The organism is Streptomyces sp. NPDC098781 (assembly GCF_044759995.1).
Classification (GTDB): domain Bacteria; phylum Actinomycetota; class Actinomycetes; order Streptomycetales; family Streptomycetaceae; genus Streptomyces.
In genome coordinates, this window is record NZ_JBIWAK010000011.1 from 82,186 (window position 1) to 105,860 (window position 23,675).

At 68.0% G+C, this 23,675-nt stretch carries 23 protein-coding genes; 16 read left to right on the plus strand and 7 right to left on the minus strand.

The window, feature by feature from the left end:
* Window positions 1–36 precede the first annotated feature (36 nt).
* The 4 genes from ACIQWG_RS35965 to ACIQWG_RS35980 are packed head-to-tail and all read left to right on the plus strand — an operon-like array spanning window position 37 to window position 5,526.
* Window positions 37–3,033, plus strand: coding sequence for a Z1 domain-containing protein (locus ACIQWG_RS35965; RefSeq protein WP_404103734.1), 2,997 nt, complete (start codon window positions 37–39; stop codon window positions 3,031–3,033).
* A 17-nt stretch (window positions 3,034–3,050) separates the two neighbouring features.
* Window positions 3,051–4,013, plus strand: a complete 963-nt coding sequence (locus ACIQWG_RS35970) for a NaeI family type II restriction endonuclease (protein WP_404104132.1) — start codon at window positions 3,051–3,053, stop codon at window positions 4,011–4,013.
* A gap of 44 nt (window positions 4,014–4,057) precedes the next feature.
* Entirely contained in the window at window positions 4,058–5,032 is a 975-nt protein-coding gene (locus tag ACIQWG_RS35975) for a hypothetical protein (RefSeq protein ID WP_404103737.1), read from the plus strand.
* Between the two features lie 23 nt (window positions 5,033–5,055).
* The gene (locus ACIQWG_RS35980; protein WP_404103740.1) at window positions 5,056–5,526 is read left to right on the plus strand and encodes a very short patch repair endonuclease; all 471 of its coding nucleotides are present in this window, start codon (window positions 5,056–5,058) and stop codon (window positions 5,524–5,526) included.
* Here the strand turns inward: ACIQWG_RS35980 and ACIQWG_RS35985 are convergent.
* Window positions 5,523–6,689, minus strand: coding sequence for a DNA cytosine methyltransferase (locus ACIQWG_RS35985; RefSeq protein ID WP_404103743.1), 1,167 nt, complete (start codon window positions 6,687–6,689; stop codon window positions 5,523–5,525). The genes ACIQWG_RS35980 and ACIQWG_RS35985 overlap by 4 nt on opposite strands.
* Before the next feature lie 161 nt (window positions 6,690–6,850).
* Here ACIQWG_RS35985 and ACIQWG_RS35990 point away from each other — a divergent pair, with 161 nt between their 5' ends.
* A complete protein-coding gene (locus ACIQWG_RS35990; protein WP_404103745.1) occupies window positions 6,851–7,600 on the plus strand; it encodes an HNH endonuclease in 750 nt (249 codons plus the stop codon).
* Here the strand turns inward: ACIQWG_RS35990 and ACIQWG_RS35995 are convergent.
* A complete protein-coding gene (locus ACIQWG_RS35995) occupies window positions 7,597–8,229 on the minus strand; it encodes an ATP-binding protein (RefSeq protein ID WP_404103748.1) in 633 nt (210 codons plus the stop codon). The two genes, ACIQWG_RS35990 and ACIQWG_RS35995, sit on opposite strands and share 4 nt — an antisense overlap.
* 217 nt (window positions 8,230–8,446) lie before the next feature.
* Here ACIQWG_RS35995 and ACIQWG_RS36000 point away from each other — a divergent pair, with 217 nt between their 5' ends.
* The 6 genes from ACIQWG_RS36000 (at window position 8,447) to ACIQWG_RS36025 (ending at window position 12,088) form a co-directional block, all read left to right on the plus strand.
* Window positions 8,447–9,292 carry a helix-turn-helix domain-containing protein gene (locus ACIQWG_RS36000; RefSeq protein WP_404103750.1) on the plus strand — a complete coding sequence of 282 codons (846 nt, stop codon included), beginning with the start codon at window positions 8,447–8,449 and terminating at the stop codon, window positions 9,290–9,292.
* Window positions 9,293–9,493, plus strand: coding sequence for a DUF397 domain-containing protein (locus ACIQWG_RS36005; protein WP_404103753.1), 201 nt, complete (start codon window positions 9,293–9,295; stop codon window positions 9,491–9,493). It abuts the gene before it with no gap.
* Between the two features lie 185 nt (window positions 9,494–9,678).
* Entirely contained in the window at window positions 9,679–10,851 is a 1,173-nt protein-coding gene (locus ACIQWG_RS36010; protein WP_404103755.1) for a serine hydrolase domain-containing protein, read from the plus strand.
* A 226-nt stretch (window positions 10,852–11,077) separates the two neighbouring features.
* On the plus strand, window positions 11,078–11,326 hold the full coding sequence (locus ACIQWG_RS36015) for a hypothetical protein (RefSeq protein WP_404103758.1): 249 nt from the start codon (window positions 11,078–11,080) through the stop codon (window positions 11,324–11,326).
* 256 nt (window positions 11,327–11,582) lie between these two features.
* A complete protein-coding gene (locus ACIQWG_RS36020) occupies window positions 11,583–11,888 on the plus strand; it encodes a hypothetical protein (RefSeq protein ID WP_404103762.1) in 306 nt (101 codons plus the stop codon).
* Window positions 11,885–12,088 (plus strand): hypothetical protein, encoded by a 204-nt coding sequence (locus tag ACIQWG_RS36025; protein WP_404103764.1) that lies wholly within the window; start codon window positions 11,885–11,887, stop codon window positions 12,086–12,088. Before ACIQWG_RS36020 ends, ACIQWG_RS36025 begins: the two co-directional genes overlap by 4 nt.
* Before the next feature lie 191 nt (window positions 12,089–12,279).
* Here the strand turns inward: ACIQWG_RS36025 and ACIQWG_RS36030 are convergent, their stop codons facing one another.
* A complete protein-coding gene (locus ACIQWG_RS36030; protein ID WP_404103767.1) occupies window positions 12,280–13,752 on the minus strand; it encodes a hypothetical protein in 1,473 nt (490 codons plus the stop codon).
* Window positions 13,753–14,217: 465 nt separating this feature from the next.
* Here ACIQWG_RS36030 and ACIQWG_RS36035 point away from each other — a divergent pair, with 465 nt between their 5' ends.
* The 3 genes from ACIQWG_RS36035 to ACIQWG_RS36045 are packed head-to-tail and all read left to right on the plus strand — an operon-like array spanning window position 14,218 to window position 15,939.
* On the plus strand, window positions 14,218–15,063 hold the full coding sequence (locus tag ACIQWG_RS36035) for an LLM class flavin-dependent oxidoreductase (RefSeq protein WP_404104135.1): 846 nt from the start codon (window positions 14,218–14,220) through the stop codon (window positions 15,061–15,063).
* A gap of 24 nt (window positions 15,064–15,087) precedes the next feature.
* Entirely contained in the window at window positions 15,088–15,585 is a 498-nt protein-coding gene (locus tag ACIQWG_RS36040) for a hypothetical protein (RefSeq protein ID WP_404103770.1), read from the plus strand.
* Window positions 15,586–15,630: 45 nt separating this feature from the next.
* Complete coding sequence (locus ACIQWG_RS36045) at window positions 15,631–15,939, plus strand: hypothetical protein (RefSeq protein ID WP_404103772.1); 309 nt, start codon at window positions 15,631–15,633, stop codon at window positions 15,937–15,939.
* A 28-nt stretch (window positions 15,940–15,967) separates the two neighbouring features.
* Here ACIQWG_RS36045 and ACIQWG_RS36050 read toward each other — a convergent pair whose 3' ends face one another.
* Entirely contained in the window at window positions 15,968–16,327 is a 360-nt protein-coding gene (locus tag ACIQWG_RS36050) for a VOC family protein (RefSeq protein ID WP_404103775.1), read from the minus strand.
* A gap of 133 nt (window positions 16,328–16,460) precedes the next feature.
* Here ACIQWG_RS36050 and ACIQWG_RS36055 point away from each other — a divergent pair, with 133 nt between their 5' ends.
* A complete protein-coding gene (locus tag ACIQWG_RS36055; protein WP_404104138.1) occupies window positions 16,461–17,936 on the plus strand; it encodes an alginate lyase family protein in 1,476 nt (491 codons plus the stop codon).
* A 364-nt stretch (window positions 17,937–18,300) separates the two neighbouring features.
* On the opposite strand, the gene ACIQWG_RS36060 is transcribed toward ACIQWG_RS36055, so the two are convergent.
* Together ACIQWG_RS36060 and ACIQWG_RS36065 are read right to left on the minus strand one after the other, a co-directional pair.
* Window positions 18,301–19,875: an MFS transporter gene (locus tag ACIQWG_RS36060; RefSeq protein ID WP_404103778.1), complete on the minus strand. Its 1,575-nt coding sequence runs from the start codon at window positions 19,873–19,875 to the stop codon at window positions 18,301–18,303.
* A gap of 53 nt (window positions 19,876–19,928) precedes the next feature.
* Window positions 19,929–21,296, minus strand: coding sequence for a DUF445 domain-containing protein (locus tag ACIQWG_RS36065; RefSeq protein ID WP_404103781.1), 1,368 nt, complete (start codon window positions 21,294–21,296; stop codon window positions 19,929–19,931).
* A 233-nt stretch (window positions 21,297–21,529) separates the two neighbouring features.
* On the opposite strand from ACIQWG_RS36065, the gene ACIQWG_RS36070 reads away from it, so the two are divergent.
* Window positions 21,530–22,897: an SGNH/GDSL hydrolase family protein gene (locus tag ACIQWG_RS36070; RefSeq protein WP_404103784.1), complete on the plus strand. Its 1,368-nt coding sequence runs from the start codon at window positions 21,530–21,532 to the stop codon at window positions 22,895–22,897.
* 37 nt (window positions 22,898–22,934) lie between these two features.
* Here the strand turns inward: ACIQWG_RS36070 and ACIQWG_RS36075 are convergent, their stop codons facing one another.
* Window positions 22,935–23,645 (minus strand): DUF1707 domain-containing protein, encoded by a 711-nt coding sequence (locus ACIQWG_RS36075; RefSeq protein WP_404103787.1) that lies wholly within the window; start codon window positions 23,643–23,645, stop codon window positions 22,935–22,937.
* Window positions 23,646–23,675 lie beyond the last annotated feature (30 nt).

The following is a 23,675-nucleotide window of genomic DNA, read 5'->3' on the forward strand; positions in this document are numbered from 1 at the left end:
GCCCTGGCTCCCTCTCCCCGCTGATTGAGGCCCCGCATGAGCAAAAACCCCTCTGCCAACGCGCTCCTGGACATCCATGCATCCGCCCTGGCAGGCATGGGCAACGTCCCTCGGCAGTTCGAACGCTGGGCCGCTCTGGCTGCCGACGAAGTCCATCCTGACGCCGACCTCAGCGAAGAGCGCTTCCACGAGTACCTAGTCTGTGCAGACGAAGCGCTAGCAGCTCTCTGGAGCCGCCATCTCACCGCATGGGACTTCGCGGAGCGACCTGACTGGTCGATGGGCACCCCCGCACGTACTGACGAACGACGGGCGGTCGTCTATGACAAGCTCAGGTTCGGCAGCGACCTGCGGAAGGCACTGGACCATGCCGTTCCCGTCGCGAAGCTTCCGGGCCCGACTGTGATCACCCGCGAGTTCACCCCCTGGTACACCCCTGAGCGCAGGGCCTCTCGATCCTTTTACTGGACGTCGTACGAGGGAAAGCTCCGCGCCAAGGGCTGGTCCGACGCGGCGATAGCCAGCCTGGATGAGGCGAGCCGAGCAGTCGTCGAACGTCTCACCGACCCTGAACAGCCCGCGGCCCGGCAGGCGAAGGGTTTGGTGGTGGGCTATGTCCAGTCAGGCAAGACAGCCAACTTCACCGGTGTCACGGCCAAGGCGATCGACGCCGGCTACCGTCTCGTCATCGTGCTCGGCGGGACCCTGAACCTCCTGCGCGCACAGACTCAACGCCGCCTCGACATGGAGCTGATCGGCCAGGAGAACATCCTCCGTGGTGCCGACATCAACGACCTGGACTCGCTTGTCGGCGTGGACTACGTCAGCGACGACGACGCGGACTGGCCCGACTTCGTCCGGCATGGAGGACGCCCCTCCACGCTGGGCGCCTTCGATGTCGAGCGCCTGACGACCCGGGACAACGACTACAAGAGCCTCGCCCAGGGCATCCGGGCCCTGGAATTCGAGAAGCGGGTACCAACCCGCCCTCTCCACGACCCGGCGAACATTCATCACGCCGCGGCTCGCGTGTTGGTGGTGAAGAAGAACAAGTCCATCCTCACGAAGCTTGTCAAAGACCTCAAGCAGATCCACGGGCTCCTCGGAGAGCTTCCCGCCCTGATCATTGACGACGAGTCCGACCAGGCCTCCGTGAACACGCTGAACCCGAAGAAGTGGGAGGCCGGCACCACCGAGCGCACGGCGATCAACGGACTGGTCTCACAGCTCCTGAAGCTTCTGCCTCGGGCGCAGTACGTGGGCTATACGGCAACTCCATTTGCCAACGTGTTCGTTGACCCTGGGGACGACGAGGACATCTTCCCGAGCGACTTTCTGATCTCGCTTCCCCGCCCCACCGGGTACATGGGCGCTCAGGACTTCCACGATCTGGACTCTCCAGTAGCGGGGGATGAACGGACATTTGCCAACTCACAGGAGAAGGCTCACGTCCGAGGCATCTGTGAAACAACCGGTGACCGCCTCCAGGAGGCCATGGACGCCTTCGTCCTGTCGGGCGCCCTCAAGCTCTACCGAGTGGAACACGGCATCCCGGGAGAGCCTTTCCGGCACCACACGATGCTTGTTCATGAGTCGGTGCGCAAGGACGACCATGCTGAACTGGCGTTGCGCATCAATTCCATGTGGCATCAGGCGGGGTACAGCTCAGCAGCGGGCCACGAGCGACTTGCCGCTCTTTGGTCCTCGGACTTCCTTCCAGTGAGCGAGGCCCGTGCCGCTGACCTCCCATCACCGGGCTCCTATGAAGAACTCCGACCGTACGTCAACCTGGCTCGGCAGCGCATTGGCTCAAACGGCCAGCCGGTCATCGTTGTGAACGGCGACAGCGATCGCTACTTCGATCAGCTCGGCCTCGACTTCGACAGGACCCCGCATGTCTGGAAGATCCTGGTCGGGGGCACGAAGCTGTCACGCGGCTTTACCGTGGAGGGCCTGACGGTCACCTACTACCGGCGCACCACTCAGCAGGCGGACACGCTGATGCAGATGGGGCGTTGGTTCGGATTCAGACCTGGATACCGGGACCTGGTGAGACTCTACATCGGGCGGGAAGAGCCCTTCGGCCGCGACAAGTCCGCGGATCTGTACGAGGCCTACGAAGCGATATGCCGGGACGAGGAGACGTTCCGGGAGCAGCTGGCTCAGTACGCCGTGGTGGTCGATGGAGAACCCCAGATGACACCCGTGGAGGTGCCCCCTCTCGTGGCACAGCATCTGCCCTGGATCAGGCCCTCGGCACGCAATAAGATGTTCAACGCGGAACTCGTGGAAATCCGTTCCCCTGGACGCCCCATCGAGCCTGCCTCGTACCCGCTGAACGACAGTGCCGCGCACAAGCGGAACACTGAACGCTGGCGTCCGCTTCTCGATGCCCTGGGTACGACGCCAGTGTCATTCAGCAATCCACCAGACAGCTCTAGCTCGCTGACACGCACCTTCGAAGCGCTCACCGGGATCGTTGCTCACGACGATCTCCTGGGCGTGCTGTCCCAGCTCGAGTGGGAGCGTCCACGCTACTTCGACCCTCACCTGACCTACCTGAGGCAGCTCAACGGCGCCCTCGCGAAGGTGGACGACTGGTTGCTCGTCTCGCCCCGACTGACTTCTAACAACCGTGTCGATGCCAGCATCCTCGGCTCCATCCCGCTGTCCCTGGTCCGACGCAAGAGGCAAGCCGGCAAGACGTCCTTCGGGCGCATCGCCGGTGTGGAACACCGTACGGCCGCACAGCGCCTCATCGACACTGCCGCCTCACCGCTCGGTCTCCACCAGGATCAGCAGGCGGCAGTCGGACCAGCAACCGGAGTCATCCTTCTCTACCCCGTCGTCGATGGCGACAGCCACAGCAACTTGCACAGCGTCGTACGCAACGGATCAGCCGACCCATCGAAGATCGTGATGGCGTTCACGCTGATCCCGCCGGCTTCAGCCATGGGCGCGGACCGCCGTCTTGTACGGTTCAGAGCGAAGGACTCCCGATACCCCAACGGCGCTACAGTTCCGGTTAGTTGAGCCAAGGGGGGATCCACCTGCTGCCCATCGACATCAACGCCGCACAACACATCCGCCTGGCGGATGAGCTGCGGCTCGACGCAGAACTCCAGACAGTGCACGCGGAGTTGACACGTATGGCCCCGTCGGGGGAACGCTTCGCCATAGTGCTTCGGGACACGATTGATCAACTGCTGAACGGAGAGGTCACAGGCCGTTTCGCCTGGGAATCCCTTTACAAAACCGAAAGGACGCACGCGGGAACTCTCGTCGAGATAAATCTGCAAAGAGAGTTCAAGTTCGCAGATGGCACGGCGATGGACTACCGAATCTCCGACATCGAGGTCGACTGCAAGTACTCGCAGACTTTCGGCGGCTGGATGATCCCACCCGAGGCCCGGGGTCATCTCTGCTTGCTCCTGTGGGCAAATGACCAGGAAAGCCGCTGGAGTGCAGGTCTCTTCCGGGTCAGGGAAGAGTGGCTGAATCAAGGAAGCAACCGTGATGCGAAGCTCACCATAAAGGCAGCCCACCGGGACAAAATCCACTGGCTTTGGCGAGACGCTGCCCTTCCGGAGAATGTGCTCCTCCACATGGACCCAAAGGACCGCAACGCAGTCTTCGCACTGCCGTCCGGGCAGCAGCGCCTGAATGAGCTGTTCCGGCGCGTACAGAAGCGACGTATTAGCCGCAACGTGGTGCGGACCGTGGCCCAACAGAAGGACTACATGAAGCGGGTCCGCGGCAACGGAGGGGCACGATCAGCCCTGAAGCCCGAGGGAATCCTCATTATTGGCGACTATGACAGTCACCGGGCAGTTGCAAAAGGACTTGGACTGCCGGAACCAGGCGAGGGAGAGTTCGTGAGTGTGCGTGTTGTGCGTGCACGCCACAGCACCAGCCCGCAGATAGAGCTTGACGGCCAAAACTGGACTGTAGCTGACGACAACGACCCGCCAGAAACGGCGCCCCGACTCCCTGCCCACACAAAGTCTCCCTAGATCCCCATCCTCAGCAAAATCAGCCGCTGCCCGGAACTCACTTCATGCCACTTACCCTTGACCAGCAGGATCTCGTCGACAAGCATCTAACTGACGCGGAAGCTATCAGCGCCGTCATCCTTGGACTGTGCTGGAGTGACTCGAAGCTTGCCAACGCCGCGAAGATTGACCTTGATGAGAGTGAAACACTCGACGGCGCAACGACGCGTCACAGTCTGGGCTGGAACCCAGCCTGGCTGACAGACGCCGGATATGCGGCCTATGACTCTTCCGGAACTATTCTGGAAGGACCATCTCACGCCCCCGGCCCTGTCATTTGGGCACCTGAAGTGAGAACATTCCGCCTGGACGACAAGGTTAAGGATTCGGACCGAGGGCACGCTTATCGTCGACGAACGTCGGCTGAACTAGCTGTTCTATCACTGTGGACACATGTCGTGAACACCAGAGGTATCACAGTCGACAGACCTCTTGAGTTGCACCCCAATACACGCGGCACCCTTTTCCGTGACCTCCTCATCTACTTCTTGGAGCGCAGCCTGCCATCGGGCTGGCGAGTACGCCACGAAGTCCCGCTGACGCATATCCGCGGGCTGCACATGCGAAGAGACGTGGGAGGCAGGAAAAGCGATATCCTAGTCATCGACGACGGTGGACGGCTCGTAGCAGCTCTATCGTCCAAGTGGTCCTGGCGATCCGATCGGGGCACTGAGGCCGCACAGATGGTGCCGTTGACGCGTTATCGACCCGACGTCCCGTACGCCCTTGCGACGGCAGAATTTCCCCGAGCGGAGAAGGTTGCGCGCGAGAGCATCGAAGATCGCACCTACCATATGTGCCCCAACTGGGTCGGTTCCTGGATGGCAGTGAACGAGCTACCGGCAGGCGTCTCACCTCTCGAACACTGGCCGAGCCTGGAAGCGCTCCGCCAAGCCGGGACCTTCCGGGCTGAGGCGCTGGGTCTAAGTGGCCTGGATACCCTGGTGGACGACCTTCGCAACAGCGGCGACATCCTGTGAGCAAAGATTGGGAGGCCACGGGCATGACCCAAGCAGATTGGGAACCTCCCGTCGGCTCCTGGGCGTCATCCGCAGCACGGCGGCGAAACATGCAGGCCATCCGGAGTCGGGACACCAAGCCGGAGTGGCTCATTCGCAGGCTCGTCCACGCCCAGGGGTTGCGCTACCGAGTCGCTGCCAAGCCGCTTCCAGGCCTTCGCAGGACTGCGGACATGGTCTTCGGCCCGGCGAAGGTTGCTGTCTTCATCGATGGCTGCTACTGGCACGGATGCCCCGAACACTACGTCTCACCGAAGACCAACCCGGGCTACTGGTCCGACAAAGTTGCCCGGAACATGGCCCGCGACCGGGACACCGATCAACGCCTCACAGAGGCGGGCTGGACGGTGCTCCGGTTCTGGGAGCATGAGCCCTCGGAAGACTGCGCTGCGCGCATTGCGGCCGAGGTCGAAAAGCGCCGCAACGCAGTCCGGAAAGCGAACCCGAACAGCTAGGCCTTCTTCTGATCGCGCTCGCGCGCCGCCCTCAGCACATCGATGATTGATTCGCCGATGGCCTGAGCGACTGGCGGCGGGAAGGCGTTTCCAACCTGCCGGTACTGGGCCGTTTTACCCCCACTGAAGTCCCACACCGTGGGAAACCCCTGAATGATCGCGGCCTGCCTCACCGTGAGCATCGGACCGTCGGCACCGAACAGATCCCGGTCTTCGGTGCCCGTCGGAGCGCCGTTCACGGGAGCGTTGGCCACGCCCATGCCCGAGACGCCCAGCGCCCGCCACGCCTTCTTCGCTCGGCTGGGACCGAGATCAGCGCCACCGTGCTTCTTGGAGCCACCGACGAGTGTGGGAGCAATATCCTTGTCGGCGGCCTGCTTCCAGGTATCGAAGACCTGCCGCGCCTGGGCAGCTAGTGGCCCGTTCTTGAACGGCTGGATGCGCTCCAGCATGGTCTCCTCCAGCGCCTTGAAGACTGAGACTCTCTCGGCACTAGGTGCGGGAGCCTCGTACTTCAGATCCCGGAGGACATCCCGGCGGAAGGCGACAAGGATGGACCGGGGCCGGAGCTGCGGCACGCCGAACTTCTCCGCCTCGTACACCTCCCACCCCACTACCTTGTAGCCAGGCAGCCCGTCGCCTGTCGGCTCCATCTCCTCAAGCTCAGCCTGAATGCGTGACCTGTAGTCGTCGAACTTAGCGTCCATGAGGCCACGGACGTTCTCGATCATCACGGCTCGGGGACGGATCAGCCCGGCGAGATCCAAGATGCGCGGGAAGAGGTCGCGTTCATCGTCCTCCCCGAGCTGCTTGCCGGCATGGGAGAACGGGGGGCACGGCACACCCCCAGCCAGCAGGTCGACCTCGCCCCGTCGATAGAGGCTGGCGCTCTTCGTCAGATCCCGCTCTGGCACAAACTCCAGGACGTCCTTGCAGAGAACATCGCAGTTGTCGCGCTCCCAGTCCCACTTTGGGTGCACCTCGATGTTTTCACGCAGTGTGGCCGCGGCGTACTTGTCAATTTCGACCAGGGCCAGGTGCCCGAAGCCCGCCTGATGCAGACCGATGGCCTGTCCGCCGGCCCCAGCGCAGATCTCGATCGACGTGAACTCAGGCGCTCGCACCTCGGTAGCGACCTGCTCCGGTTCCTTCGTGTGGGTCATGCCCCCTCCTTACAGCCGTTCAGCGGCAGACACATCTTGCAATCCACCATCACTGAGGGTGACAGACCCCACTGACAACGAGACCCCCCTAAGTGTGCAGCACGCCCCGCGGTTCGTTGAACGCACCCTCCGTTGCGCCGAACACTCATACGATATTGCCCATGCGGATACCTGCCTGGACTGAGGACGAACTGGTGCTTGCCGGAGCGCTCGTGGTGAGGAACGGCTGGCGAGAGCTGCGCACCAACGACCGGGAGGTCCACGAGCTGTCGGAGTTGATCCGCTCGCTTCCGATCCACACCGCGGAGGAACGAGCCCTTCCCGGCTTCCGATCGCCCGACAGCGTCAGCCGCAAGACCACCGACTTCATGACGAACCACAAGCTGTACTCGGGCAAAGCCACCCGATGCGGCAAGCCGACACTTCTCATGATCAAGGCCTTCACAGAACGTGAGGCTGACATGCTTCAAGCCGCCAAGGCCCTTGAAGAGGGGATTGGCACGGGCCAGCTCCAGCTCATCTCCCCGCAGCCGGACGAAGTCGACGACTCCGGGGCCACAGCTATCGAAGGCCGGCTCCTCGCCCGCTGGGCACTGGCCCGCGAGCGAGACCCGAAGCTTCGCAAGCTCAAGATCGAGAAGGTTCGCCGCCTCAGGCGCGCGCTGTGCTGTGAGGTTTGCGGCTTCGATTTTGCCCGCACTTACGGAGACCTGGGCGAGGGCTATATCGAAGTGCACCACGTCACCCCCCTCTATATCTCCGGCACCCGGGAGACCAAGCTCGACGACCTCGCCTGCCTGTGCTCGAATTGCCACCGCATGTGCCACAAGAGCCGTCCTGGTGAATCCTGGCGTACTCCGGCAGCCCTGCGGGACCAGATACACAAGTCCGCTCAATCGACCGTCCACTAGGCCGCATCCGCTTCGGCCTCAAAGTGCATCAGAGCTCGGTCAAGAATGTCGTCCGGATCATGGCCTCGGGCGGCCGTCCAGTGAAGCAGGTCCGCGATCAGCTCAACCGCCGACTCCTGGAGGCTTGCCTCGTGACCGGAACCTCGTAGGGCAGTACCGCTCTTTGCCGCTTCATACTGCTCAAGCGCTTCGGCGGCCCGCTCAAGGCGCAGGCAGACGCTCCCCTCCCCTGTTGCAATCTCGCACCACACCGCCTTGCCTGCCGCGGTCCGCATCGTGCCCCAGTCGACGGCAATGGTCGCAATCAGATGCAGCCCACGGCCACACTCCTCATCACAGCCCACCAGCCTGAGGGATGGCACGGCCCGGCTCTTGTCATGCACCTCGAGGCGCAGCCGCTCGCCCTTCCATTCGAGGATCAAGGTCGCTGAAGCTCCCTCACCGACGTGCTTGACGACGTTCGTTGCCAACTCCGTGACGAGCAGTTCCGCTTCGTCGACAGCCACGGGCATGCCCCATCGAAGCAGCTGCTTGGCCGCAGCTCTCCGCAGCAGGCTCACTTCTGCTGGCGCCGCCTCGAAGGGCAGGACACAGCGGAGTCGGGGTTCGGTGACTTCGTAGCCACGCACGGCCACTCCTCCCTTCCATGCCACGCACATGCTGGGCCTGCCGTGTCCGTACGGCTGCACTGCGTAGCGGTCTGCCAACGAGCACGATAGAGAGAATTCTCGCTGTGTAACTTCTCATGCGCATCTATCGAGTGAACCTGTTGGTGAGTCGGGGTCTGCGTTGCCTAGCCTGACGGGATCGCCGGGCCGCTAGTCCGGAGCGTGACGAAGGAGCCCCATGCCTGAGCGGACAACCACAAGGCGTCGACAACTAGGCGCAATGATGCGCAAGTTGCGGGCCCGTAAAGGGCTGACGCTTGAGGAGGCCGGGCAGCTTGTCGGCGTTTCCAAGGCGACAGTCAGCAGGTACGAGACCCAAGCCGGACCGGTCAAATGGGTCGTCGTAGACGCACTGTGTCGCGAATATGACGCAACTGCGGCTGAGCGTAAGGCAGTTGTCGGGCTGGCGAAGGACGTCAAGCAGCAGGGCTGGTGGAGTTCGTTCGCCGACTCCATTCCGGAGAGCATGAACCTGCTGCTCACGCTTGAGGACGATGCCGTACGCGAAAGTCACTTTTCTTGTGTCTACGTCCCCGGCCTCCTCCAGACACGCGCCTACAGCACGGCCCTTCAGAAGGCCAACGAAGTGCCGCTCCAGCCGGCCGAGATCGAGCGGCTCGTCGACATCCGCATGAAGCGGCAGGAGATTCTCACCCGCCCGAAGCCGCTCCACCTGTGGGCGATCCTCGACGAGTCCGTTATCCGCCGGGTCGTGGGATCACCTCAGACCATGAAGGGACAGCTCGACCGCCTTCTCGAGGCGAACGAGTCACCTCACATCACGCTTCAGGTGCTGCCGTTCTCCCAGGGCGCCCACGCCGCAGCCCTGGGTAGCTTCGTCATCATCGGAGGCACGGAGCCGGCCCTTGACGTGGTGTATGTCGACTTTCACACCGGCTCCCTCTTCCTGGAGAAGGAAGAGGAACTGGATCGATACAGACTTGCGTTCGAGTACCTCAGGGCACAAGCGTTGGACATGGAGGCCTCCTCCGCCCTGATCCATCGCGCCAGCAAGGAGCTGTGAATGCCCACTGCCCCTGGACTCACTTCCGTACCACTCTGGTTCAAATCGTCATATAGCGGTGGCAACGCAACGGAATGCGTCGAAGCGGCGTTCGTGCCGTGTGGCGTACTGATACGAGACTCCAAGCGCCCGAAACACCCACACCTCACCGTCTCGGCCAGGGCATGGTCTGGCTTCTTGAACGACGCTCGTCAGGCATGAATCCAGTCAGCTACACGGTTGGGTTCTGAACGCCCGCGACCCCGCTCCCCGTGATTCACGAAGCGGCCTTCGAACGCAGGTAAGTGCCTTGCAGACGTCGCGCATCTCGCCTTACGAGGCATTCAACGCCGCCCTCAGTGCAGCCCCGGTCACAAGGCTCCGCCCCTCTACACCAGGATGCCCCCATGACGAAAATCAACGGTGAAGTCGCGGGCGGATTCGAAGCCGTTCGGGAAGCGTTCGCGGAGAACTTCGGGCGGCGTGGGGACATCGGGGCCGCCGTGTGCGTGTACCGGGACGGGCGGCCGGTGGTGGATCTGTGGGGTGGGGTCGCTGATCGGGAGGCGGGGCGTCCGTGGGAGCGGGACACCTTGCAGCTCGTGTACTCCGCGACCAAGGGGGTGACCGCCACCGCGGCGCATCTGCTCGCCCAGCGCGGCGTCCTGGATCTCGACGCCCCGGTGGCCAGGTACTGGCCGGAGTTCGCCGCCAACGGCAAGGCGGAGATTCCGGTGCGGTGGTTGTTGTCGCACCGGGCGGGGCTGGTCGCGCTGGATCAACCGGTGCCGTTGGGCGAGGCGTTGCGGTGGGAGCCGATGGTTGCCGCGCTCGCCGGGCAGCGGCCGTTGTGGGAGCCCGGCACGTTGCACGGGTATCACGGGCGGACGTTCGGGTGGCTGGTCGGGGAGGTGGTCCGGCGGGTTTCGGGGCGTACGCCGGGGCAGTTCGTGGCGGAGGAGATCGCCGGGCCCTTGGGGCTGGACTTCTTCATCGGGCTGCCCGCGAGTGAGCGTGGCCGGGTCAGCCGCATGGTGTATCAGGAGCTGGATGTCGATCTGTCCGCCGTGCCGCTCGAGTCCGTTCCGGAGGAATTCCGGGCACTCGTCGCCGCCATGCGCGACCCGGACTCCCTCAACAACAGGGCGTTCGCGGTCACCGAGCCGGCCGAGATCGACTTCAACTCGCCCGAGGCGCAGGCCGCGGAGCTTCCCGCCTCCAACGGCATCGGTACGGCACGGGCGTTGGCGCGCATGTACGCCGCGCTGATCGGGGAGGTGGACGGGGTGCGGCTGTTCACGCCCGAGACGCTGGCCGCGGCGACCGTGGAGCAGTCGAACGGCATGGATCAGGTGATGGTGATTCCGAGCCGGTTCGGGTCCGGGTACATGCTGCCGACCGAGGGCAATGCCATGGCCGGCCCCCGGTCCTTCGGCCATGCCGGCCGGGGCGGCTCGCTCGCCTTCGCCGACCCCGAGCTCGGCATCTCCTTCGCGTACGTGATGAACCACATCGTCGAGAGTCTCGATGACGTCCGTGCGATGTCCCTGGTCGAGGCCGTGCGGCAGTCGCTGGGGTGAACGCGCCGGGGGGAGTCCGGGCGTACGGGTGACGGGTTCCGTCGGGTGAATGGTCCGCCACGGCGCCGTAGCTGATTGGGGTTCAGGCGCCGTAGCTGATTGAGGCTCAGGCGGCGTGGTCCGTTTGGCAGCCCCGATGAGCGCACCGGGACATATCGGATTAGCCTCCGAAATGAGCGCTATGTGGATCTTTAATCAGGCGCTCCACTCGACCCTAGGAGGAGTCATGCGCAAGCTTCAGAAGGCCGCTGTCGCGGCCGCGATGGTCGGGACCCTGAGCCTCATAGCCACCGGCACCGCCAGCGCCCAGCCTGCCTACGACGGCCATGGCCACGGGGGCTGCAAGTCCCACGACTTCAACCTCGAACTTCTCAGCAACATCGGGGTGCTCCCCGGCCTTGCAGGGAACCTTGCCAACGGTGAGGGCAACCCCGGCGCGATGTACAACGACATCGGGTCCGACTGCCACCACTGAGCCAGATCGATTTCGTGGAGTAGTTCAACGCAATGGGCCCCGGTGCCCTGGGCGACGAGCCCGGGCATCGGGCCTTGCTTTGGGCAGGGCCGGGAGGAGCGGAACCGGTCAGTGAGCCCAGTGATCCCGTGGCGACAGCGGTGCTCACCGGCCCGGCAGGCCCACCACCGCCCGTGTGCCCGTCGGGCACAGGCCCGCCCAGGCGCCAACGTACGCCACGGCGTTGTGGAGGAGGAGGCAGAGGGCGCCGGGGTCGGTGCCCGCGGCGGCGAGCGCTTCGGTCAGGCGTCTGCCCTCGACAGCCGCCGCGCTCCCCGGGCTGCCCGAGGGGGCGGACGCGTTGATGCGGGCCCGAGCGGCGGCTCGGGAGAGGGACGGGGGCGCGGACGACTCCCGGGAGCTGCGCGGGGAGCTGCTGAAGCTCGGCGTCGTCGTGCGTGATGAGGGGAAGCGGCAGTACTGGCGTGTGCCGGTGGGGGCTGACGCTCTGTACGACCTCGCCCTCGGGGTCGCCGTGGCGGCTGAGAGGATGGCGCCGACCGTAGAGGAAGAAGGGGGATGAGCGTGATCGTGCTCGTCTTGGTCGGCGTGCTGCTGCTGGCCGTCGGGGGATGCGTGTGTGTCGTGTGGGCCTCGCGGGGTGGTCCTCGCTGGGTGCGGGGTGTGGCCGCCGTGACGCTCGGGCTGGGGGAGGTCGCACGGGCGGTGTCCCGTAGCGGGGGGAGGTCGCGGGCGGGCTCGAATTCCGACTCCGGCGACTGACAGGGGCTCATGGCGGCTGACCGCGGCTCACGACGGCTGACCGCGCCTGACGGCGGCCCACGACGGCTGACCGCGGCCCACGACAGCTGACGGCGACTGTCCGCGACTGACTACGTACGGCTCTCATCACGCGAACGCGGGCCGCCCCGCCAGATGTTGCACGGTACGGCCCGCCGCGTCAGCCGGCCTGCTCAGCTGGTCTTCGTCGGTGGCGGGGGCGGACTCGTCGTCGCCGTTCCCTTGCCCTGTGCCAGAAGCCACTCGCGGTGGAGCGCGCCCAGCGGGATCTTCGTCTGGAGGACGGGGGTGCCGAAGATGGTCAGTTGGAAGTTGAGGGTGCCGGTCAGGTCCACGCCGCCGTACAGGGCGTAGGCGCCGGTCGCCGAGCCCGTGCCGTCGGCCGAGCCCTCGGCCGAACCGTCCGCGTGGGCCCGGACGTAGGGGGCCAGGTCCGCCGTGACGCCCACCGTGCCGTAGAGGCCGACCGTGGCCTCGGCGCCGAGGGCTGCCTTGACGTCGCCCGCTGCCGTGACCGTGGCCTTCAGCGGCTCCCCGGTCATCTCGGACTCGCTGACCGGGGTCCAGCCCTTCGCCCAGGAGAAGGAGCCGCCGACTCGGAAGTCGCCCTTCAGGTCCTGTTCGACGTCGACGGTGACCCTGCCGTCCGCGTTCACCTGGATGTAGCAGGTCAGGTCGAGATTGACGACCACGGGGATCGGGCCGACCTGGATCACCGGGTCGGAGTGCAGCTCGGCGAACGGGATACGGATCGGCTTTCCGTCGGTCGAGCCGGCCGCGCGGCCCTTCAGGGACCACTGCGAGGCCCAGTCGCCGGACAGGCCCAGGAAGGCGGCGCCCGGCGAGGAGCCCGAGCCGGAACCGTCGTACGAGAACGCGACCTCGGGGGCGAGCTGGACGAAGCCCTCCACGGACGCCGCCGCCGACGCCGGGGCGCCCTCGGCCGTCGCGACCGCCGCGCCGACGTCGATCCGCAGGCTGCCCAGCGGGAGCTTCGCGCCCTCGGGGCCGAAGTGCAGGTCACCGGTCTTGGCCCAGGAGACCTTCACGCCCTGGATGAGCGGCTCGACCTCGACGGCCGAGGGGTCCACCGGGACCTCGCCCTCGGCCTTGCTCTCGCCGAGCACGGAGTTGAGCTTCGCCGGTTCCGTCTCGACGGTCGTACCGCCGCTCTCAGCGGTGCCCACGACCTTCGTGACCTCGGCCAGTACGCCGTCGGGGGCGCCGGGCGCGGGGGCGCTGGCGATGATGTCGCCGGTCGTGACCGGGGGTTGGGCCGTGGGGTCGGCGGGGTCGTCAGGAGTGGTGGGGCTGTCGGACGGGTCCCCCGAAGGGGTTGTCGTCGGCTTGCCGGCGGTCGGCGCCGCGATGACGGCCCGCCCGGTCTTCCTGTCGTACGAGGCGACCTTCAGGGAGGACTTCTTCGCCCTGCCCGCGTCACCGCCGTCGGCCACGGCGGTGGGGGTGGCCTTGCCCGACGGGGCCGGGACGACGGCCAGTTGTTCCTGGACCTCGGCGGGCTCGGGGCGCTGCGAGGCCGCCGCGTCCGTGGTGGTCGGGGAGTTGGTGGAGCAGCCGGTGGTCAGTACGGCCGCGAGAGCGATCGCCGACAGTAAGGCGTTGCTCTTGAGCTTGGGTCTGTGCATGCGTGTTCCTCGGGAGCGGTGTATGGGGGTGCGCTTCAGGAGGTGACGCGTGGGGGGGGTGGCTCGCCGTAGCGAGACATGCCTGGTCAGGGCATGCCGGTCAGGCCGGTGCGGCGTCGCGCAGCGTGGTGCGGCGTGGTACGCCGGCGGTGGTTACCCCCCAGTAGTCATGCATGAGCATGCCAGTACGACGGGGGTGGCATCCGCTTTCTTTTCAGGGGAGGGCGGTGACGTGAGTCACAGCTGATGCGCGGTCAGTTGCCGCGCCCCCACCCCCGGTCCGTACGCGTTCGTGTCACGAAAATCGTTTGTCCCGCGAACTCGGCCCGCCCTAGAGTGAGCCGACTTCGACGTGACGTTCTCCTGGAAACAGGCCGCAGCGCGGGAGCGTCCCACCTCGCAGAGGTGCCGGAGGGGCGGCAGCATCCTTTGTCGACCCCTCGTTTCGGAGGTATTCCGTTCATGATGAACGTCGGAATCGGCCTGCCCATCGGCGACCCGGCCGCCCTGCTCACCTGGGCCCGGCGCGCAGACGCCGGTCCCTTCAGCACCCTCGGTCTGCTCGACCGCCTCGTCTACGACAACCCCGAGCCGCTCGTGACCCTCGGCGTCCTCGCGGGCGCCACCACCCGTATCCGCGTCCAGACCGAGGTGCTGCTGGCCCCGCTGCGGGACACCGCCCTGCTGGCCAAGCAGGCCGCCACCCTGGACCTGATGAGCGGCGGCCGTCTCGTCCTCGGCCTGGGCATCGGCGGCCGGGAGGACGACCACCGTGTCGCGGGCACCGACCTGCGCACCCGGGGCCGTCGGATGGACGAGCAGATGGCGACCATGTGCCGCCTGTGGCACGGCGAGCCCTACGGCGACGGCATCGGCCCCATCGGCCCGGTGCCCGCCCGTATCGGCGGCCCGGAGATCCTCTTCGGCGGCTTCAAGCCCGCCGCCCTCGAACGGGTCGCCCGCTGGGGCGACGGCTTCCTCGCGGCGGCGGATCCCTCGTGGGCGGGCGGCCTGTTCGACGCCGTGCGCGGGTTCTGGAAGAAGTACGACCGCCCCGGCGAGCCCCGCCTGGTGGCCCAGGTGAACGTCGCGCTCGGCCCACGGCAGGTGCTGGACGACGCCCTGGCCCGGATGCACGCGTACTACGCCTTCACGGGCATGCCCGACCGCATGGTCGAGGGTCTGCTCACCACCCCCGCCGCGATCCGCGCCGCGCTCACCGCGTTCGAGGACCTGGGCGCCGACGAGGTCGTGCTCTACTGCTACGGCCTCGACCCGGATCAGGTGGACCGCCTGGCCGAGCTGATCTGACGAGTCCCGTCCCCCGGAGGCCAAGTGCTGCTGCCACTCCTGCTGTTGGTCGTCGTCGCGGTGATCGCCGCGGTCGGTCTGGCCGGATACGGCGGCCGCACGCTGGCCGACCGGCATGACCGCCGTACGGGCGTGCCCGGCGCGCTGCGTGGGCTCGCGGCTCTCGCGGGCGCCGGGGCGTTCGCCCTGTACGCGTGGGGACTGCTCGCCGTCTGCGGCGCCGTCATGGCGGCGGAGGACGGCGGCACGGACTCGTCGCCGGCCCGGTCCTGCCGTACGGCCGGCTGGTGGGAGCGGCATCAGCGGGGCATCGAGATCGTCGACCACTCGGTGACGTACGTCCCCCTCGGGTTCGTGTGCGAGACGAGCGACGGTGGGAGCTACGACACCGGTGACGTGCCGGGGTACGTCAATCCGGCCGTGCTCGTGCTCGCCCTGAGCGCCGCCGGGTGTGCCATCGGCGCGGGGTACGTGTCGGAGCTGCGGGCCCGGGCGGAGTTCCGCGCGGGTGGCGCCGGTTAGCCTCGGTTGTCGACGGTCCGGCAGGAGTGGTGGGAGGCAGACAGCATGGCGAAGGTGAAGGTTCCCAGCGCGGTGATCGCCGCGGGCGGGCTCGTCGGGGGGTACGGCGTGGCCCGCTGGACGAAGAAGCGGCAGCTCGGCGGTGCCGTACTGGCCGTCGCGGGTGCCGCCGCCGCCCGGCAGTGGCGGCACCGGGCGGGCGACAGGGCCGCGGGGGCGCTGACCGCCGGGTATGTCGCCGCCTTCGCCGGATCGCACCCGCTGGCCAAGAAGGTGGGCGCCTGGCCCGCCGTGTTCGGGGTGGCGGGCGCGATGGCGCTGGCGTCCTGGGCGGTGGCGGACCGGCGCGGCTGACTTCCCGCGCGAAGGCCAGGGCCCGGGGTCAGAGGCGGTGGCTCAGCACGTTCACCACGCGTCCGCCGGGATCCCGTACGAAGAACCGCCGTACCCCCCACTCCTCGTCCCGGATCTCCCGTACGACCTCCGCCCCCGACGCCACGACCTGCGAGTACACGGCGTCGACGTCCTCGACCTCCACGCTCAGGTCGGGGACGACGGGGGCGGTCCGTTCCTCGATGAAGAAGCTGATCTGGGCCGTGGGGTTGGTGGGGGACGCCATGGTCGTCACCCAGCCCATGTCCATCACCTCTTCGAAGCCGAGCAGGCCGTAGAAGTCGCGGCTGGTCGCGATCGCTTCCTCCGACCCGGCGTGGACGTTGGGCACGATCCTGCGAATGGTCATCGGACACGGCTCCTCGGTGGTGTCGGTTTCCGGTTTCTGTTATCGCCCCCAGTCTTCTCACGTCTCCTCACCGCCCCCCACCGTAGGCACGCGAGGAATTGACGACGTGACAGCACAGATCAGCCGCCGCAGCATGCTCAGGGCCGCGGGCGCGGCAGCCGGAGCGGTCGGTATCGGTACGGCCGTGACGCCCGCTCCCGCCGTGGCGGCCGGCGCGTACGCCCATCCCGGCCTTCTGCACACCCGTGCCGACCTCGGCCGGATGGCCGCCAAGGTGAGGGCCGGTGCCGCTCCCCAGACGGCCGGCTTCGCCCGGCTGACGGCCAACCGGCACGCGCGGAGCGACTGGACGGCCAACCCGCAGGCGACCGTGGTCCGGGGCGGTACCGGCCAGAACTACGGGATCCTCTACAACGACATCCACGCCGCCTACCAGAACGCCCTGCGCGGCCATGTCAGCGAGGACGGCGCGCACCTCGACACCGCCGTGGCGATCCTCAACGCCTGGTCGGCCAGGCTGACCGCGCTCGCCGGCAACGCCGACCGCTTCCTGGCCGCCGGGCTGTACGGCTACCAGATGGCCAACGCGGCCGAACTCGTCCGCGACCACCCCGACTTCGCGCTCGGCCGCTTCCAGGAGATGCTGAGCACCGTCTTCGCGCCGCTCAGCGACAGCTTCCTGGTCAGGCACAACGACGCCGTGGTCACCAACTACTGGCCGAACTGGGACCTCGCCGCCATGTGCTGCGTCCTGGCCACCGGCATCTTCTGCGACGACAAGGCCCAGGTCGGTCGCGCGGTGGAGTACTTCAAGCACGGCGCGGGCCTCGGCTCCATCAGGAACGCCATCCCCGTGGTGCGCGACGACGGACTCGCCGAGTGGCTGGAGGCCGGCCGCGACCAGGGGCACGCCCTGCTGGGCGTCGGCCTGATGGGCACCTTCTGCGAGATGGCCTGGAACCAGGGCCTCGACCTGTACGGCCACGACGACAGCCGCTTCCTCAAGGGCGCCCAGTACGTGGCCAAGTGGGCGATGGGCGGAGAGGTGCCCTTCACGGCGAACACCCGCGAGAAGGGCGCGGTCAACGGCTGGTCGGGATCGGAGACGGTGACCGAGGCCGCGCCCGTGGACCCGGCGATGACCCGCCCCATCTGGGCGATGATCGCCAACCACTACACCGGGCGCCGGGGCCTGCCGGCGACGTACCTCACCCGGATCGCCGCGAAGTCGGCACCGGAGGGCGGCGGCGGGGACTACGGCCCCAACAGCGGCGGCTACGACCAACTGGGCTTCGGCACGCTGACGTTCACACGGGACCGGGTCGCGGGGGTGGGTGCGGGTGTGGATGGCTCGGGGGGCCCGTCCGCGGCGGGTGCGGGTGGTTCGGCGATGCCGTCCACGGCGGGTTCGGCCGCTCGGCCGCAGGCGGGGGCAACGGCATCCCCCTCGCCGTCCCTCTCGGCGTCCGCCTCCGCCGGCGACCTCGCCGCCACCGGCTCGAACGACGTCCTCGGCTGGACCGCCGCCACGGGCATCACCGCCCTGGCGGGCGGCCTCCTCCTGCTGCGGCGCCGCGAACGGGTCCGGGTCCGGGGCGAGTCGCAGTAGGCGCGCCCGGACGACAGAGCACCGGTTCCGGATCCGGGGGCGGGCCGGGACCCGGTGCGGGCGGAGGTCGTCCGGTAGGCCCTCTGCCGACCGGCCCCCCGGGAGCGGTCGGTCCTGGCCGACCTCGCCCGCCTCGTCCCGTCGCTCCGGCCGCCGCCACCGACATCACGTCCCTGGCCGCCCGCCCACCCGCGCCGCGCCACCACGACCAGCTCGCGCACCGCGACAGACGCCCCCGACCCGGCTCGCGCCGCTGCGGCCCCCGGCCGGGGGCCCGCACGTGACACCGGCACCCGCCTTCCGTCGGAGGAGCCAGGCCCAGTCCAGGCCCAGGCCGACCCCGCCCCGTAACGGCACGCACCCCCTACGTCCCCGTCGCCCCCGCAGCCCCCGTGGGCCCGGTGCCCCCGGACGCCGCCCCCTTCGCTGCTGAGGCCCCGGCGGCCCCGGCCGACCGAGCCGCTCGTACGCCTGCCTTAGCCGGGCCCGTCACCGCTGTGAGCGGTCGGGCGATGTCCTCCAGGGAGCGGCGTTCCGCGCGGACCGCGAAAACGGCTGCCACCAGGCCCGCCAGGCACATCAGGGCCGCGCCGATCTGGAAGGCGAGGACCGTGTCGCCGACCTTGCCCGTCTCGGTGAGGTCGGCGAACAGCAGGGGGCCGCTGATGCCGCCGGCCGCCGTGCCGAGGGCGTAGAAGAAGGCGATCGACATGGCCCGGGTCTCCATGGGGAAGACCTCGGAGACCGTCAGGTAGGCACTGGACGCTCCGGCCGAGGCGAAGAACAGGACCGCGCACCAGCAGGCGGTCATCGTCGTCGCGTTCAGCGCGCCCTGGTCGAACAGCCAGGCCGTGCCGAACAGCAGCAGCCCGGAGAGCAGGTACGTCGACGTGATCATGATCCGGCGCCCGACCGTGTCGAACAGCTTGCCGAGCAGCAGCGGGCCCATGAAGTTGCCGACCGCGATGACCGCGAAGTAGTAGCCGGTGTTGCCGGTCGGGACGTCGAAGAACTGGGTGAGGATCGCGCCGAAGCCGAAGGTGATGGCGTTGTAGAGGAACGCCTGGCCGATGAAGAGGGAGAAGCCGAGGACGGCCCGCCTGCGGTACTTGGCGAAGACCGTGCGGCCGATCTCCAGGAAGGTCACGCTCCTGCGCTGGCGGATGGTGATCTCGCCCTCGGGCGGCGGCAGCGGCTCGCCCCGCTCTGCCTCCACCTTGCGCTCGATGGAGGACACGATCCGTTCCGCCTCGTCGTCCCGGCCGTGGATCAGCAGCCAGCGTGGGCTCTCGGGGACATGCCGCCGGACCAGGAGGATGACCAGGGCGAGGACGGCGCCGAGCGCGAAGGTCAGCCGCCAGCCGACGTTCGCGGGCAGGACCGCCGTGTTCAGCGCCACGATCGACAGCAGCGCGCCGCCGACCGCGCCGAGCCAGAAGCTGCCGTTGATCATCAGGTCGACCCGGCCCCGGTACTGCGCCGGGATCAGCTCGTCGATCGCGGAGTTGATCGCCGCGTACTCACCGCCGATGCCGAAGCCGGTGAGGAAGCGGAACAGGAAGAACCACCAGGTGTCGAAGGAGATCGCGGTCAGGGCCGTGGCCGCCAGATAGACGGCCAGCGTGATCATGAAGAGCTTCTTACGGCCCCACCGGTCGGTCAGCCGCCCCCAGAACAGGGCGCCGATGCACGCTCCGGCCACGTACAGCGCGGCGGCCAGGCCGGTGACCTGGCCCGAGGTGATGGGCAGCCCGCTGCCCGGTTCGGACAGCCGGGGCGCGATGTTGCCGACGACCGTGACCTCCAGGCCGTCGAGGATCCACACGGTTCCGAGACCGATCACGATGGTCCAGTGCCAGCGCGACCACGGAAGGCGGTCGAGGCGTGCTGGGATGTCGGTCGTCACGGTACGGCCGGTCTCGGCCTGCGCGGTGGCCATGGGCTCCCTCCTCGTCGAGCGGAACCCTCGTCGAGTGCCCTGAAGAGGGGGCTCTACGCCCCCAGCGCCCGCGACACGGTGTAGATCAGCAGTCCGGCGAGCGAGCCGACCACGGTGCCGTTGATCCGGATGAACTGGAGATCGCGCCCGATGTGGGCCTCGATCTTCCGCGTGGTGTGCCCGGCGTCCCAGCCGGCCACGGTGTCCGTGATCAGGGAGGTGATCTCCTTGCGGTAGGTGGTCACCACGTACACCGCGGCACCCTCCACCCAGCTGTCGACCTTCGCCTGCAACCGCGGCTCGACCGCCATCCGCGAGCCCAGCGACAGCAGCGAGGCCCGCACCCGCAGCCGCAGCTCACTGCGCTCGTCCTCGGCCGCCGAGACGATCATCGACCGTACGGCGGTCCACGCGGACGCGATCAGGTCCTGCACCTCGCCGCGCCCCAGCACCTCGCCCTTGAGCCGCTCGACCCGCGCGCGGGTGTCGGTGTCGGACTGGAGGTCGGAGGCGAAGTCGGTGAGGAAGCGGTCGAGGGCGCCACGGGCCGGGTGGGAGGGCATGTCGCGCATCTCGGTGACGAAGCGCAGCAGCTCCCTGTAGACCCGCTCGCCGACCCTTTTGTCGACGAACTTCGGGGTCCAGCCGGGGGCGCCGCCCTGCACGGCGCTCATGATCTCGTCGTCGTGCAGGATCAGCCAGTGCTGCGCCCGGGCGACGATCAGGTCGACGGCCCGTTTGTGGCCGCCGTCCGCGACGACCTTCTCCAGCATCTTCCCTATGCCGGGCGCGATCTCCTGGGCGTCGGCCCGCCGGGTGATCGCCTCTCCCACCACCGCCTGCACGTCCGAGTCGCGCATGACCGCCAGGGCGCCTCTGAGCGCCGCGGACAGCTCGGCCGTCACCCGGTCCGCGTGCTCCGGGTCGGCCAGCCAGGCGCCCAGCCTGCTGCCGATGCCGACGGCGCGCAGCCGCTGCCGTACGACGTCCTCGGAGAGGAAGTTCTCGCCGACGAACTCGCCCAGCGAGACCCCCAGCTGATCCTTCTTGTTGGGGATGATCGCGGTGTGCGGGATGGGGATGCCCAGCGGATACCGGAACAGGGCGGTGACCGCGAACCAGTCGGCGAGCGCGCCGACCATGCCGGCCTCGGCCGCCGCGGCCACGTAGTCCGCCCACTCGCCGGCCCCGTGGTGCGAGGCGACCTTGGCGAGGACGTACACGAGCGCCACGAACAGCAACAGCCCGGTCGCGGTGAGTTTCATCCGCCGTACGCCGCGCTGTTTCTCCTGGTCGGCGGCGGTGAACGTGGTCATCGCACGTACGGCCGAAGCAGGCACTCGCCGGTTACCGGCGGCGCCCGGCCGGGCATGCTCCTCTATGCCACGTGTTTCCGTTTCATCCGGATTCGTACGTTCCATTCCCGCTCCACCAGTCCAGGATCCCCCGCTCATATTGTCCCTTCCTGACCGACTCCTGGAACGAACCAAGAGTTCCCGGCGTCTGTTCGGTGGGGGGAGGTCGACGACGAACTCCGGATGAACTCCGGCGGCCCAATGGGGGGTCCGTGCAACTCCCCGCCGCCTTATGACGCATCATGAGGTGATCACATCGGAGCCTCGGGCTCCCATCCGCCCGAGGAGAAACGCACCGCATGACCAGGCAAAACGCTGGGGGTGTGGGGGTTTCCCCCATCAAGCACGGCGTCCTGCTGTCCGCGATCATCGCCCTGATCGTCTCCGTCTCGGTCGCCATATACGTGGGGGTCGCCGCCGACCACGGAAGCGCCGCCGGCCAGTCCACCCCGACCAGGCAGGGCGCCCAGCGCGGCCCCGCCGCCCCCGCTTCCACCGGCATCTGGGTCGGCGCCTGGTCCGCCTCCCCGGTCGGCGCCGAATTCGGCACCGAAGTCCGCGGCATGGCGGGCAGTTCGGTCCGCAACGTCGTACACACCAGCGTCGGCGGTACGAGTGCCCGCATCACGCTGTCCAATCTCTACGGCCAGTCTGCGCTGACGATCACCCACGCGTCGATCGCGGTGTCCTCCTCCGCCGGGACCCCGGCCGCCGTCGCGGACACCATGCGGCGGCTGACCTTCGGCGGCAACGCCACGGTCGTGGTCCCGCCCGGCCAGCAGGTGCTCAGCGACGCCGTGCGCGTGGTGATCCCGGCGGACGCCGACATCCTGGTCACCACCTACTCCCCCACCCCGTCCGGCCCGGTCACCTTCCACCCGCACGCGCGGCAGATCAGCTTCATCGCGCAGGGCGACGCCACCGAGGACGCGACCGGGACCGCGTACACCGGGCGGACCGGGGTCTGGCGCTATCTGACCGCGCTGGACGTCCTCAGCCATGAGTCCAACGGCACCGTCGTGGTCTTCGGCGACTCGCTGACCGACGGCATCACCTCCACCGAGAACGCCAACCGCCGCTGGACGGACGCCCTGTCGCGCCGACTGCGCACGGCCGTCGCGGCCGGCGAGGACGTGCCGCGCTACAGCGTGGTCAACCAGGGCATCAGCGGCAACCAGATCCTCGCCAGCGGCTCCGGGCGCCCCGCGGACAACCAGGCGGGCGTCGGCCGGTTCCAGCGTGACGTCCTGTCCCGTACGAACGTCAAGGTCGTCGTCATCGCCCTCGGCGTCAACGACATCCTGCGCAACCCGAACCTGGCCGACCCCGACCGCATCCTCGACGGCATGCGCGCCCTGGTCCGCCAGGCCCACGCCCGCGGCCTGAAGGTCGTCGGCGCGACCCTGATGCCCTTCCAGGGCCACCGCGGCTACACCGACGACCGCGAGAACGTACGGCAGCAGATCAACGCCGAGATCCGGGCCGGCAGGGTCTTCGACGCGGTCGCCGACTTCGACGAGGCGCTCCGGGACCCGTACAACCCCCGTAAGTTCCGCCCCGACTACGACTCGGGCGACCACCTCCACCCGAGCGACAAGGGCTACGAGCGGATGGCGGAGGCCTTCGACCTGGAGGCCCTGAAGGGGGCCGCTCCGGCGAAGCTGTAGCGGGCCCGGCCGGCGCGGCGCAGGGGGCGGGGGCGGCTCAGTCCTCGTCCCGGCCCGAGCCCCTCAGCTCGCGCTGCTCCCGCCGCTCCAGCTTCTCCCGCCGCCGCTCCTCCCGGAGCTCCAGCTTCTGCGCCCGGGTCAGCTTCCGCTCGACCCCGACACCGCCCCAGAACGCGAACCCGGTCACGATCACCCGGGGCCCGCCGGAATCCCCCGGCACCCCGTCCTCACGGTGGTCGAAGCCGCCCATGATCCCGACCCCGCGCACCTCGACCTCGACGCCGGGCGGCACGATCACCTCGATGCCGCCCATGATCGCGACGCAGTTGATCTCGATCACCCGGTCCGCGAAGTTCGCCTCGCGCAGATCGATCTCCCCGCCGCCCCAGAAGGCGAAGCAGTTGAACCGCCTCGGTGCCGTCCAGCGCCCCTTGCGCTGGAACCCCGACATCACGGCGACACCCCACGTCGACGACCCCTCGCCGCCGACGATCCGCCCGGCCCAACTCCCGTCCACCGCCCCGGGCTTCTTCACCATGTCGACCTTGGGCACGGCCACCTCACCCACCGGCAGATCCCGGGTGATCGGCGCCAGCTCACCGTAGGTACGCGCCTTGTACGTCGTGTCCAGGCGTTCCTCGAACTCCTCCATGTCGAGCCGCCCCTCCGCGAGGGCGTCCCGCAGGACCTCGGCGACCCGTTCACGATCGGCGTCGGAGGCACGCAGCTCCGGGGCATCGTCGCTCATGCGGCCAGCCTACGAGTTTCCAGGCCCGCA